This window comes from Burkholderia cenocepacia, from assembly GCF_900446215.1.
GTDB lineage: Bacteria > Pseudomonadota > Gammaproteobacteria > Burkholderiales > Burkholderiaceae > Burkholderia > Burkholderia cenocepacia.
The window spans coordinates 122,187-134,726 of sequence record NZ_UAQZ01000002.1 but is presented as its reverse complement, the minus strand read 5'-3'; the positions used below and the strand labels follow the sequence as shown (position 1 = coordinate 134,726).

The following is a 12,540-nucleotide window of genomic DNA, read 5'->3' as shown; positions in this document are numbered from 1 at the left end:
TCCGGAACACGAACGACGCGCGCCGTGACGCAAGACGAGGCGCGAAGGCTGCGAACGGGTTAACGGCGCGGGGAACGGGCGGCTTTTATCCGCACGCGACGCGAATCTTGACGATTGCGACAGAGGGAAGGAGGCAGCAGCGCGGCTACCGGCCGTCGCCGAGCCTGGAACGAATCTCGTCGATCGACAGGTCGCGCTGGTGCGTGGCGATCTGCCAGACGTTTCTCCACGCATCCTTCACCATCGGCCGCCGGTCGCGGTACGGCATGTCGGCGGGCGCTTCCAGCGGGATCGCTTGCGCCGCGAGCGCCCGTCCACAAGTCGAATCGGTGTCCTGGACATACACGTGCAAAAACGCCGGCATCGGACCGCGCAGGCCGTCTGCGCCGCTGATCACCACGACGGCGGCCGATCCGGATCTCGGCAGGCAAACCGGTACGGAATTCGCCTCCCGCGTCGAACACCGCGCGGATGAAGACGATCAGGTTGCGCGGATCCGCAACGACGATCCGCGGCGTGACGGTATGCCGTCCATCGGGCTGGAATGGGGCCATGACGTGCGACCGCCGACGAGGGTCCAGGCTGGATTGTCCTCCTCGAGCGGCAGCCTGCAACACGGGCACCGGGTATCGACCACGCACGTCCGCGTGCATCGCCTCATGCGTCGGTCTCGTAAAACAGCCCGTATTCGCCGTGCGTTCGCCTGATGCGCGCGAAGCCGGGTTCGCCCAGATGCATGCCGGCGATCAGCAGCCCTTCCGAGCTGACCCGATCCAGCAGCCGCGAACGCGTCGTCGCCGCTTGCGACGCATCCTGATCGAATGCGATCGCGACGTCCGGTCGTTCGATCTGGATGTGCGGAAAATGCACGATATCGCCCCACACGAGCAGGCCCCGATCGCCGGATTCGAGCAGGTAGCCGGTGTGTCCGTCGGTATGTCCCGGTAGGGATATCGCAGCAATCCCCGGAAGCACCTCGCCTTCGTCGACGGTCCGGAGCGCGTCGCCGTAAGCATCGAATGCGTGACGCGCGATCCGGAAATTGCCGCGGGCGCGCTCGCTTGCGCGGCTCAGGTTGCCGTCGTCGCGCCAGAATCCGACCTCGCGTCGATGCGCGACGAGTTCCGCATTCGGAAACGCAACCTGTCCGGCGGCATTGAGCAGCCCGCCGACATGGTCGGGATGGGCGTGGGTGAGCAGGACGGTGTCGATCGCGGCAGCGTCGATGCCGGCCAGCCGCAAATTGTCCATCAGGCGGCCGCCCCATTGCCTGATGCCGCCGGCCCCGGCGTCGACGAGAATCGTGCGGCCCGCACCGCGCACCACGTAGCAGTTGATATGCACGGCGGACGGCTCGTGCTGCCCGGCCGCGCGCTGCATCGCGGTAGCGTCGGACACGTCGATATTCGACAGGAAATCGAGGCTGGCCGTGAGGTAGCCGTCGCTGATCGCGGTGATCGTGAAATCCCCGACACGCCGGCCGGGAAACGTAACGTTGGACATCCTGCTTCTCCGCAGCGGCTAGTTTCGGGCGTGAAGGTTCGGCGCGGCATGACCGAAACAACGGATGCGCGCCGTCAGGCCCGTGCGGCGAACGATCGCGCGATCCAGCGCTTCCATGAACGCGCTCATGACCGCGAGCGGGCGACACGACGCCTCGCGATACTGGATTTCCGCGTAAACCGGATGCCCGCATCCGTGCCGGACCGCCACGTAAATGACGTGGACGTTCCGGACTTCTGCCTGGAGAACCGCCGTACAGAGTTCGACGCAGTCGGCGGACAGTTCGGCGAGGCGCGCATCGGGCGGCATGCGGTCCGCATCGATATGGAACGTCACGTTAGGCATCGCGGGCCTGCTTCGTCAGTTGCGGCGTCATCGGCGCATACAGGTCGAGGCCGGCCGGCAGGTTCCCGGCAAGCGCGGCGTCGCGGCGCGGCAGGACCGCGAGCCAGCGACGCGCCGGGCACTGCGCCAGCGCCACGGCTTGCATGGCCAGCGGCTTCAGGCCCAGCCCGATCAGCGGATCGGGCCCGCCGGCACTCAGCGCGAGCAATTCGCCGGCATCGACCGCCGGTGCCCGACCGATATCGCCGTAGAGATTGCGGTGCCAGTCGGTGATGTGTTGCTGCCAGCGCGCGAAATTGCCGCCGCCCTTCTGCCGATATTCGTCTCCGGTCAGCACGTCGAGGCCGTCGATCGTGTGAATGGCCAGGTAGACGGGGCAGCCGTCGCTTACCGCCCTGAAACGCTGCGACGTGTGGAAGCCGGTCACCGAGATGAGGGCCGGCAGCTTGTCGGCACTGTAGAAGTCATTCCATTCGGCTTCGCTGGCAGGGTCGGCGAAGCTGCATTCCACGGTGTAGATCATCGGATTGTCCTTCGTGACGGATGTGCATCCTGGGCTTCGAATGCGGGATATTCAGTGCAGTGACGTAATGCTAATCTGCTGTTTTCCGCGCAGATATCGACTTAAAATCAGCCTTCAGTGATATTTGATCAAGCAGGCCGTCGAGCGCACTCACCAACTCGATCCCGATGCGACGCAAGATTCCGAGCAATTCCGCGCTCCTGGCCTTCGAGGCGGCGGCCCGACACGGCAGTTTCGCCCGCGCCGCCGACGAACTGGCCCGCACCGAGGGCGCCGTCAGTCGCCAGATCGGCCGGCTGGAGGCGTTTCTGGGCGTGACGCTGTTCGAGCGCGTCGGCAACCGCGTGCGGCTGGCGCCCAACGGCACGCGATACGCGGTGCAGGTGCGCGAGATTCTCGATCGGCTGGAACGGGACAGCCTGTATCTGATGGGCCAGCCCGTGGCAGGCGCGAGTCTCGATATCGCCGCGATTCCGACCTTCGCGACCCGCTGGCTGATCCCCCGGCTGAAGCGCTTTCAGGATCGGCATCCGACCATCACCGTGCACATCGCCGAACGGATGGAGCCGTTCCTCCTGGCCGGCAGCGGATTCGACGCAGCCATTCATTTCGCGCATCCGGCGTGGGCCGGCATGCATCTGCATCCGCTGCTGGAAGAGGTGCTGGTGCCCGTCTGCAGCCCGTCGCTGCTCGAAGACGCTGGCGCGAACCCGTCGCTGGATGCGCTCCCGCGCCTTCACCGGCGGCAGAATCCGGATGCGTGGCAGATCTATGCGCAGGAGGCCGGCATCGTGCTGACCAATTCGGCGGTCGGCCCGCGATACGATCTCCATTCGATGCTGATCGAGGCCGCGCTGGCCGGCCTCGGTGTCGCACTGGTGCCGCGCCTTTACATCGGGGCCGAGCTTGAGCAAGGGCGTCTGGTCGCGCCCTGGCCGGACGGCAAAGCGGTGACAAAAAACTTCTGCCTCGTGCTGCCCGAGCCGATCGAATTGAGCGCGGCGCCGGTACAGGCGTTTGCGGAATGGGTGCTTGGCGAGGCGCGGGATTCGGTACGTTGATGCCGTGCCCGAAGTTCATCACCACACGGATCAGGAACGTCATTCACACATGATGCAGACGGAAATCGAAATACCGGGGCCTGTCGGCCCGCTGAGCGGCACGCTGTCGTCTCCAGCGGCGGGCGATGCTCCGGTGGTGCTGATCGTGCCGGGATCGGGTCCGACCGACCGGAACGGCAACGGACCAAACGGCCTTCAGGCATCGACTTACCGGTTGCTCGCCGAAGGATTGCTCGGCCAAGGTATCGCGTCGGTTCGCATCGACAAGCGCGGCATGTACGGTAGCGCTTCGGCGATCGCGGAAGCGGACGACGTCACGATCGACGACTACGCGGCAGACGTCCGCGCGTGGGTGGCGGCCATCCGTGCGCGGACCGGTGCGCGCCGCGTATGGGTGCTGGGGCATAGCGAGGGAGGATGGGTCGCGTTGTCGGCGGCGCGGCAAACCGCCGACATCCACGGCCTGATCCTCGTGTCCACGCCGGGGCGGCCGCTCGCACAGGTGTTGACGCAGCAACTGCGGTCGAACCCCGCGAATGCCGCCGTTCTGGGCAACGCGATGTCGATACTCGAATCGCTCGAAGCCGGGAAGACGGTCGACGCAGCCACGATCGATCCTGCACTGATGCCGTTGTTCAGGCCGCAGGTTCAGCGGTTCCTGATGAGCGAACTGGCCATCGATCCGGCGGCCCTTCTGGCCGGGTATGCGAAACCGGTGCTGATCGTGCAGGGCGCGCGCGATATTCAGGTGGGCGTGCAGGACGCGCAACGGTTGAAGGACGCGAGTCCAGGCGCCCGGCTGACGATCGTCGCGAATGCCAATCACGTGCTCAAGGCCGTTCACACGGATACGCTCGACGACAATCTTGCCGCGTATTCGAACCCGGATCTCCCTTTGGCAAGCGGTGTGGTGGAAGCCATTGCGGCGTTCGTTCAGGCATCGCCAGACGATCGGTGCGCGCGCCACGCGTTTCCGCAACAAAAAACCGAGCGATGATCCACACGATTCGATTCCGGGTTCGACCGGTTTATCACGGTAGCGATCTGCTGGTCGAAATACTCGACGACCATCGTGCGGCCGACTTTCCCGACGTCGCCGCCATGCTCCGGGATGCGCTGCATTCCGTCCGGCTCGCGCATCCGGACGGCCTCGACGACCCGCAGATCGCCGGGTCGCAGGACCGCTATTTCAGCTATTGGTCGTATGCCCGCGGCCACTATGAAATCGACGACGATCTCTGGGGATGGTGCGTGACCGCGCCGGTCAACAATCGGGCCATCGTCGCTGACATCGAACAGGCGCTGCTGGCGACCGGACGATTCGTCAAGGAAGCCGCGGATGTCGGCAAGTTTGCATAACGCCAACGGACCACATCCCCCGACACGTCGCCCCTACCCCGCTAATCCAGATACGGCGCCAATACGCCCCCGATCCAGTCCATGAAAGCCCGCACGCACGGCGAAAGGTTACGCCGATGAGCGACGGCGAGCGATGCGGCGAGCGGCTCGGGCCGCCAGTCCCCGGCAACACCTCGACGAGCGCGCCGCGTCGACATAGGCGCAGCCGCACTTCATCGTGGCTTCGGCACGGGGACTTGCACTTGCAGAGCGACCCGTGTCAAAGCCGGCGTGCCTGCGATGCGCGCTTACATCCGGTAGCCCGGTTTTTTGTACAGCGTTGCGGCACGCGCCTCGATATCCGGACGATAGACTTCTTCCTTCCACCTATCCGAGGGAATTTCCTCGAAGCCGACTGACACGGACTCCTGACCATAACCGAGTATCGTCATCACGTCGCGTGTGATGGCGTCCGCCAGACGTTGCTTCTGCTCCTCGGTTTTCCCGGGCCACGCTTTGACGATGATGTGGGGCATAGCGTTCTTCTCCGACATTCGACAACGGCCGCATGCGCGCGGCCGTACTCAATAGGCCTGATTCGTGGGCCGGAACAGCACTTCGTTGATGTCCACGTCGTCGGGCTGGCTCATCGCGTATTCCACCGCGCGCGCGAACGCCGATGCCGGGATGGCCTGCTGATACACCTGGCTCATGCCCTTCGCGACGTCCGGGTCGGTAATGGTCCGGGTCAGCTCGGTCGCCACCGCCCCCGGCGACAGGATGGTCGTGCGGATGTTGTGCGGCTTGACCTCCTGCCGCAAGCCTTCGGTCAGCGCGCGCACCGCATGCTTGGTCGCCGCGTACACGGCGCCGCCCGGGCCGACCTTGTGCCCGGCCACGGACGACACGTTGATGATGTGCCCGCCCTTCTGCCGGATCATGTGCGGCAGCGCGGCGGCGATGCCATACAGCACGCCCTTGATGTTGACGTCGATCATCCGGTCCCATTCGTCGACGTGCAGGCGTTCGAGCATCGAGCTCGGCATCAGCCCCGCGTTGTTCAGCATCACGTCGATGCGGCCGTGCAGGTCGACCGCGCGGTCGACCAGGCGCTGGACTGCGTCGCGTTCGGTGACGTCCGTTTCGAGCATCGCTTGCCGTCCCGCGCCGATTTCGTCGGCGAGCCGCTCCAGCCGGTCCACGCGACGCGCGCCGAGCACCAGCTTCGCACCACGTTGCGCCAGATGCCGCGCGGTTTCTTCGCCGAGGCCGCTGCTCGCGCCGGTAATAACGACGACCTTGCCGTCGATGTTGTCGGTCATGATGTTCCTCTCTTCAGTTGCGCGCAGGTCACGCCGCGCGCCGTGAAAACACATCCTTGAACACGGGCATCGCCGAAAAGACGTTCGGCCATCCCGCGTAGAACGCCAGTTGCGTCAACGCCTCGGATGCCTCGGCCTGCGTGAGCCCGTTGTCCATCGCGCGGTTCAGGTGATACGGGATCTGCGCCACCTGGCCGTTGGCGACGAGCGCACTCACCGTCACCAGGCTGCGGTCGCGCGGCGCGAGCCCCGGGCGAAGCCACAGGTCGCGAAACAGCGCATCGGTCGTGTACTCGACCACGCCCGGCGCGACGGCGCCGAAGTTTTCCGCGACCGTCCGTGCGCGCTGCGCCTCGGCCGCCTCGTTCAGCGGCAGCGGCGTGGCGTCCGCCGGCGCAAGCTGATCGGGCCCGATGCCGCGTTCGTCATAGACGTGCTTGACGACGATCGACGCGGCGCTCGCGTTGGCCCATCCCGCGTAAAAGGCCAGGTGCGCGATCATTTCCGATATTTCCGCGGGCTTCACGCCGTGATCCAGCGCGAGGCGGACATGCAGCGGCATCTCGACGGTCTGGCCGCGGGCGATCAGCACCGACAGCGTCACGATGCTGCGATCGCGCGGCGACAGGTGCGGCCGCTTCCACAAGCCGTCGAACACGGTGTGCGTCGTGTATCGCTCGAAGGCCGGGGCGACCGCTTTCAAATCGGGGGAAGACAAGGGTTCCTGCATGGTGTCGGTCCTTTGCATGTGAGTGCACGCGGCGGCGAGCAGCGCCAGGCCCGTCGCGGCGACGAACCGCAACGGGCGACGCGTGCGATCGTCACCGTGCGCCGTATTGCACATCGGTGACGGGTTCGGGCCGGTTGACGTTGCGTCCATCGCTTTTCGCCCCGCCAACCGACGCGGCCAACGACCTCCAGCTGGCATCGGAGTCAGGGCAGCGGGCGCGTTCATTGCGGTTCGCCGCTACCGAGGTATTGCTCGTCCGTCACCTTGTCCAGCCAGTCGACGTTCTTGCCGTCGAGCGCTTCCTGAATCGCGATATGGGTCATCGCGGTGGTCGACGTCGCGCCGTGCCAGTGCTTGTGACCGGGCGGGCACCAGATCACGTCGCCCGCGCGGATCTCGACGCGCGGCTCGCCGTCGCATTGCGTCCAGCCGCAGCCGGCGGTCACGAGCAGCGTCTGGCCGAGCGGATGCGTGTGCCATGCGGTGCGTGCGCCCGGCTCGAACGTCACGCTGGCGCACGACACGCGCGCCGGCGGCGGCGGTGCGTTCAGCGGGTCGATCCGGACCGCGCCGGTGAACCATTCGTCGGGGCCCTTGATCGAGGGCTGCGAGCCCGCGCGCTTCAGTTCCATGATGTCGTCCTCTGCCGAAAAAGGTGCCGCATGGATCGCTCCGGCGGCCAGCCATCCCACTTTAATGACTCGCGATTCATGCGACTAGATGGCAAAATCGGCATAGGCCTATGCTGTGGTGCATGAATCAATGGAAGACTTCAACGATCTGGCGGCGTTCATGACCGTCGCGCGCGAGCGCAATTTCACGCGGGCGGCCGCGCAACTCGGCGTGTCTCAATCGGCGTTGAGCCGAACGGTGCGCGCGCTGGAGGGGCGCATGGGCATTCCGTTGCTGACGCGCACGACGCGCAGCGTGTCGCCGACCGAGGCCGGCCAGCGGTTGCTGGAATCGATCGCCCCACGCTTTCAGGAAATCGAGGTGGAACTGGAATCGCTGCGCGCGATGACGGACCAGCCGGCCGGCAACGTCCGGATCACCGCGACCGACTATGCGGCGAACGAGTACGTGTGGCCACGGCTGCAACCGCTGCTGCGCCGGTATCCGGCGCTCAAGGTCGAGCTGGTGAACGACTATGGTCTGACCGACCTCGTCGCGGGTCGCTACGACATCGGCATACGGCTCGGCGACCAGGTTGCCAAGGACATGATCGCGCAGCGTATCGCGCCGGACATGACGATGTCGATCATCGGTTCTCCCGATTACCTCGCGTCCCGGCCCGCGACGAAAACGCCGCAGGACCTGACACAACACAACTGCATCAATCTGCGGTTGCCGACCAGAAACGCGCTGCTATCGTGGGAGTTGAGTAAGGGACGCCGCGAGTTGCAGGTTCGCGTCGAAGGGCAGTTGACGTTCAACAACGTCTATCAGATGGTCGACGCGGCGCTCGCCGGCTTCGGGCTCGCATATGTGCCGAAGGATCTGGTCGCGCATCACGTCGAAGCCGGCCGGCTCGGCTGGGTGCTGGAGGACTGGTTTCCGACGTTTGTCGGGCATCACGTCTATTACCCGAGCCGGCGCAAATCGTCGCGGGCGGTGGAACTCGTGGTCGACGCGCTCAGGGCCGGGTATCAGCGCAACCCGCGGCAAGGATGAGCGGTCACGCCCGTGGTTCAGTAGCCGGCAGCTTCCGAAAGGCCATGCCCCATGCACGCGCTGCCGCGGGATCGAACGGAACGGGGTGGAGTCCCGGCCAAACGTGATCGGCCATCACGACCTCGATACGCGTGGCACGTCGAACCCGCCGTCGCGCGACAGAATCTCGCCTGACGACATCGATCCCGTGCCGCGCATCACTTCGGAAACACGCCCCGGCTCATCGCATCGAGCTGCCGGACGATTTCCGCGCGCAATTCGTCCGATATCTCGATGCTGTCGAGCAGTTCGGAAATCCACAACCCGTCGGCCGCGAGCCGGCAGATCATCAGCGTCGCGGCCTGCTCGAGCGGCACCGGGTCGGGCCGCGTCCATTCGCGCATCGGCACCGACCAGCGCGCGCGCGTGTCCTGCTCGGTGATCATCGACGCGACCAGCACGCGCAGCACGTCGGTACTCGCGGCCGGATTGGCCGCATCGAGCACCGCATGCAGATACGCGCGCGCCGCCGCGCCGTCGCCGCCGGAATCCGTCGCCATCCGCGCGGCCATCTGCGCGCCGAACCGCTCGGTCGCCTGCCCGAACAGCGCATCCAGCAGCCCCTGCTTGTTCGCGAAGTGATATTGCAGCGCGCCTTTCGTCACGCCGGCACGCTCGGCCACCGCATCGAGCGTCAATGCGGCCACGCCGTGATGCGTCGCGATCTCCGATGCAGCCGCCAGCAATTGCGCGCGCACCTGGTCCGGCGCTTTTTTTCGCCGCACGCCGGCCACGGCGGCAGCCGGCGGCGCCGATGATCCTTCAGGGGCCCGTGCGTCGGGCGCTCCGGTCGGTTCGACGGGCGCGGACACGTCGCGCGGCGCGGGTTCGAGGCGTTTTTTCATGGTGCGGATGGTAGCACTGCACGTCTCGAGATAAACATTCCGGCTGGATGGTATGATCCGCCGCATGAACAAATCGGCCCCCTCTCCCTGGTCCACGCTCGACACTGCCATCGCCCGTGGACGCGACGCACTCGTGCGCCTTCAGCAGCCCGACGGCAGCTGGTGTTTCGAACTCGAATCCGACGCGACGATCACCGCGGAATACATCCTGATGATGCATTTCATGGACCGGATCGACGACGTGCGCCAGGAGAAGATGGCGCGCTACCTGCGCGCGAACCAGCGGCTCGACACGCACGGCGCCTGGGATCTGTACGTCGACGGCGCGCCGGACGTGTCGTGCAGCGTGAAGGCGTACTTCGCGCTGAAGGCGGCCGGCGACAGCGAACAGGCGCCGCACATGATCCGCGCGCGCGACGCGATCCTGAAGCTCGGCGGCGCGGCGCGCTCGAACGTGTTCACCCGCATCCTGCTCGCGACGTTCGGCCAGGTGCCGTGGCGCGCGGCGCCGTTCATGCCGATCGAATTCGTGCTGTTCCCGAAGTGGGTGCCGATCTCGATGTACAAGGTCGCGTACTGGGCGCGCACGACGATGGTGCCGCTGCTGGTGCTGTGCTCGCTGAAGGCGCGTGCACGCAATCCGCGCAACGTCTCGATCCGCGAGCTGTTCGTCACGCCGCCGGAACAGGAACGCCGCTACTTCCCGCCCGCGCGCGGCATGCGCCGGCTGTTCCTCGCGCTCGACCGCGCGGTACGGCATATCGAGCCGCTGATGCCGAAGCGCCTGCGGCAGCGCGCGATCCGGCATGCGCAAGCGTGGTGCGCGGAACGGATGAACGGCGAGGACGGGCTCGGCGGCATCTTCCCGCCGATCGTCTACAGCTACCAGATGATGCAGGTGCTCGGCTATCCGGACGACCATCCGCTGCGTCGCGATTGCGAAAACGCGCTGGAAAAGCTGCTGGTCACGCGGCCGGACGGCAGCGTGTATTGCCAGCCGTGCCTGTCGCCGGTCTGGGATACCGCCTGGAGCACGATGGCGCTCGAGCAGGCGCGCGGTGTCGCGGCGCCGGAAACCGGCGAGACGGCTGCCGGCACGCTGCGCGAACTCGACGAGCGCATCGCACGCGCGTACGACTGGCTGGCCGCGCGGCAGGTGAACGACCTGCGCGGCGACTGGATCGAGAACGTCCCGGCCGACGTCGAACCGGGCGGCTGGGCGTTCCAGTACGCGAACCCGTACTACCCGGACATCGACGACAGCGCGCTCGTCACCGCGATGCTCGATCGCCGCGGCCGCACGCATCGCCACGCGGACGGCACGAATCCGTACGCGCCGCGCGTCGCACGCGCGCTGGACTGGATGCGCGGGCTGCAATCGCGCAACGGCGGCTTCGCGGCGTTCGACGCCGACTGCGACCGCATGTATCTGAACGCGATCCCGTTCGCCGATCACGGCGCGCTGCTCGACCCGCCCACCGAGGACGTATCGGGCCGCGTACTGCTGTGCTTCGGCGTGACGAAGCGCGCGGAAGACCGCGCGTCGCTCGCGCGCTGCATCGACTACGTGAAGCGCACGCAACAGCCCGACGGCAGTTGGTGGGGGCGCTGGGGCACGAACTACCTCTATGGCACGTGGAGCGTGCTGGCCGGTCTCGCGCTCGCGGGCGAGGACAAGTCGCAGCCCTATATCGCCCGCGCGCTCGACTGGCTGCGCGCGCGGCAGCACGCGGACGGCGGCTGGGGCGAGACGAACGACAGCTACCTCGACCCGACGCTGGCCGGCACGAACGGCGGCGAGAGCACGTCGAACTGCACCGCGTGGGCGCTGCTCGCGCAGATGGCGTTCGGCGACTGCGAATCCGATTCGGTGAAGCGCGGCATCGCGTATCTGCAGTCGGTGCAGCAGGAAGACGGCTTCTGGTGGCACCGCTCGCACAATGCGCCGGGCTTCCCGCGCATCTTCTACCTGAAGTATCACGGCTATACCGCGTACTTCCCGCTGTGGGCGCTCGCGCGTTATCGGCGGCTGGCGGGTGCTGCCGCGGCGCCCCCGGCCGCGCTGGTGGCCGCCGACACGGCGCTCGCCTGAGCGGTCGCGCGCCGGGGTGCGCCGACGCCCCCGGCGCGACCGCCGCGGCCATTCCTTCCCGGCCGGATCACCCGGCCCCCTGCTCCCGCATCCTGGCGAACGCGTCGCGCAAATCCGCGCAGAACGCGTCGCCGATCATCGACAGCGGCTGCGACGCGGACGTCACCAGATAGAAGTGATCGGGCACGGCCGGCTCGAACGGCTTGACGGCCACGCGCTGGCCCGCATACGCGGCCGTCACCGGATCGATCAGCGCGACGCCCGCGCCGTTCGCGACGAACGCGACGATCGTCTGCGACAGTTGCGCCTCGATCGACAGCACGCGCGACACGCCGACTTCCACGAATACGCGATCGATCGCGCTGCGCGCCTCGAAGCTCGGCGGAAACGAGATGAACGCTTCGTCGCGCAGGTCGGCCGGCTGCACGACGCGCTTGCGCGCGAGCCGGTGCCCGCGCGGCACGATGCAGCACATCGCGGCTTCCGCGAGCCGCTCGCCACGCACCGCCGGGTGCGGGACGGGTTCCGCGATCAGCCCCACATCGCATTGCCCGGACGCGACCTTGTCGACGACGGTGGACGCGCTGTGCGCGAGCAGCGTGATGTCGACACCCGGATGCGCGTGCGAGAAACGCGTGACGAGTTCGGGCAGCAGATCGAGCGCGACGGCGGGCGAGCCGGCCACGCGCAGCGTGCCGCGCCGCATCGCGCGGATCTGCTCGGCGGCGTGCGCGACGCGGTCGAGCCCGACGAACGCGCGTTCGACCTCCTCGTACAGCACGCGCGCCTGCGCGGTCGGCGTGAAACGCCCCTGCTGCCGCTCGAACAGCACGAAGCCGATCCGGTCCTCGAGATCGGCGATCAGCCGGCTCACGGCCGGCTGCGAGATATGGAGATCGCGTGCCGCGCGTGTGACGGTATGGCGCTGCATCACCGCGCGAAACGCTTCGATCTGACGAATCCTGAGCGAGGGCGTGGTCATAACACTGGATTATGGAGCGTTGATCAAGCTGTATTGGACAGCACATTTTGCCTGTCCGAACATCGGTTCCGCAACGTACCGAAAGCAAG

Annotated in this window: 15 protein-coding genes and 1 pseudogene; 5 read left to right on the top strand and 11 right to left on the bottom strand. The window is 66.8% G+C overall.

Features of this window, described 5'->3' with window-relative positions:
• Positions 1-145: 145 nt before the first annotated feature.
• From DTA15_RS09775 to DTA15_RS09755, 4 genes are all read right to left on the bottom strand, one after another.
• Complete coding sequence (locus DTA15_RS09775; RefSeq protein WP_006491564.1) at positions 146-400, bottom strand: VOC family protein; 255 nt, start codon at positions 398-400, stop codon at positions 146-148.
• Positions 401-657: 257 nt separating this feature from the next.
• Positions 658-1,503, bottom strand: coding sequence for an MBL fold metallo-hydrolase (locus tag DTA15_RS09765; protein WP_006483377.1), 846 nt, complete (start codon positions 1,501-1,503; stop codon positions 658-660).
• An 18-nt stretch (positions 1,504-1,521) separates the two neighbouring features.
• On the bottom strand, positions 1,522-1,848 hold the full coding sequence (locus tag DTA15_RS09760; RefSeq protein ID WP_006483371.1) for a hypothetical protein: 327 nt from the start codon (positions 1,846-1,848) through the stop codon (positions 1,522-1,524).
• The gene (locus DTA15_RS09755; RefSeq protein WP_006483378.1) at positions 1,841-2,371 is read right to left on the bottom strand and encodes a hypothetical protein; all 531 of its coding nucleotides are present in this window, start codon (positions 2,369-2,371) and stop codon (positions 1,841-1,843) included. The genes DTA15_RS09760 and DTA15_RS09755 overlap by 8 nt, the downstream gene beginning before the upstream one ends.
• A 167-nt stretch (positions 2,372-2,538) precedes the next feature.
• Here DTA15_RS09755 and DTA15_RS09750 point away from each other — a divergent pair, with 167 nt between their 5' ends.
• Genes DTA15_RS09750 through DTA15_RS09740 form a run of 3 tightly spaced genes read left to right on the top strand, consistent with a single transcriptional unit; the run spans position 2,539 to position 4,791 of the window.
• The gene (locus DTA15_RS09750) at positions 2,539-3,432 is read left to right on the top strand and encodes a LysR substrate-binding domain-containing protein (protein WP_006483383.1); all 894 of its coding nucleotides are present in this window, start codon (positions 2,539-2,541) and stop codon (positions 3,430-3,432) included.
• A 49-nt stretch (positions 3,433-3,481) separates the two neighbouring features.
• Positions 3,482-4,429: an alpha/beta hydrolase gene (locus tag DTA15_RS09745; RefSeq protein WP_006483376.1), complete on the top strand. Its 948-nt coding sequence runs from the start codon at positions 3,482-3,484 to the stop codon at positions 4,427-4,429.
• Positions 4,426-4,791, top strand: a complete 366-nt coding sequence (locus DTA15_RS09740) for a hypothetical protein (protein WP_006483389.1) — start codon at positions 4,426-4,428, stop codon at positions 4,789-4,791. Before DTA15_RS09745 ends, DTA15_RS09740 begins: the two co-directional genes overlap by 4 nt.
• A 41-nt stretch (positions 4,792-4,832) precedes the next feature.
• Here the strand turns inward: DTA15_RS09740 and DTA15_RS39430 are convergent.
• From DTA15_RS39430 to DTA15_RS09715, 5 genes and pseudogenes are all read right to left on the bottom strand, one after another.
• Positions 4,833-4,978 (bottom strand): annotated as a pseudogene (locus DTA15_RS39430) (LysR family transcriptional regulator); the annotation flags it as partial.
• Between the two features lie 100 nt (positions 4,979-5,078).
• Entirely contained in the window at positions 5,079-5,306 is a 228-nt protein-coding gene (locus DTA15_RS09730) for a tautomerase family protein (protein ID WP_006483372.1), read from the bottom strand.
• 48 nt (positions 5,307-5,354) lie between these two features.
• Entirely contained in the window at positions 5,355-6,092 is a 738-nt protein-coding gene (locus DTA15_RS09725) for an SDR family oxidoreductase (protein ID WP_006483394.1), read from the bottom strand.
• A gap of 28 nt (positions 6,093-6,120) precedes the next feature.
• Positions 6,121-7,047 carry a carboxymuconolactone decarboxylase family protein gene (locus DTA15_RS09720; RefSeq protein ID WP_338010763.1) on the bottom strand — a complete coding sequence of 309 codons (927 nt, stop codon included), beginning with the start codon at positions 7,045-7,047 and terminating at the stop codon, positions 6,121-6,123.
• Complete coding sequence (locus DTA15_RS09715; protein WP_012493687.1) at positions 7,044-7,454, bottom strand: (R)-mandelonitrile lyase; 411 nt, start codon at positions 7,452-7,454, stop codon at positions 7,044-7,046. Before DTA15_RS09715 ends, DTA15_RS09720 begins: the two co-directional genes overlap by 4 nt.
• Positions 7,455-7,584: 130 nt before the next feature.
• Between DTA15_RS09715 and DTA15_RS09710 the strand changes: the two genes are divergently transcribed.
• Entirely contained in the window at positions 7,585-8,493 is a 909-nt protein-coding gene (locus DTA15_RS09710) for a LysR family transcriptional regulator (protein ID WP_006483380.1), read from the top strand.
• A 197-nt stretch (positions 8,494-8,690) separates the two neighbouring features.
• On the opposite strand, the gene DTA15_RS09705 is transcribed toward DTA15_RS09710, so the two are convergent.
• The gene (locus tag DTA15_RS09705; RefSeq protein WP_006483360.1) at positions 8,691-9,377 is read right to left on the bottom strand and encodes a TetR/AcrR family transcriptional regulator; all 687 of its coding nucleotides are present in this window, start codon (positions 9,375-9,377) and stop codon (positions 8,691-8,693) included.
• Positions 9,378-9,429: 52 nt separating this feature from the next.
• Here DTA15_RS09705 and shc point away from each other — a divergent pair, with 52 nt between their 5' ends.
• Positions 9,430-11,469 (top strand): squalene--hopene cyclase, encoded by a 2,040-nt coding sequence (shc, locus tag DTA15_RS09700; RefSeq protein WP_012493685.1) that lies wholly within the window; start codon positions 9,430-9,432, stop codon positions 11,467-11,469.
• A 67-nt stretch (positions 11,470-11,536) separates the two neighbouring features.
• Here shc and DTA15_RS09695 read toward each other — a convergent pair whose 3' ends face one another.
• Complete coding sequence (locus DTA15_RS09695; protein ID WP_006485209.1) at positions 11,537-12,451, bottom strand: LysR substrate-binding domain-containing protein; 915 nt, start codon at positions 12,449-12,451, stop codon at positions 11,537-11,539.
• Positions 12,452-12,540 lie beyond the last annotated feature (89 nt).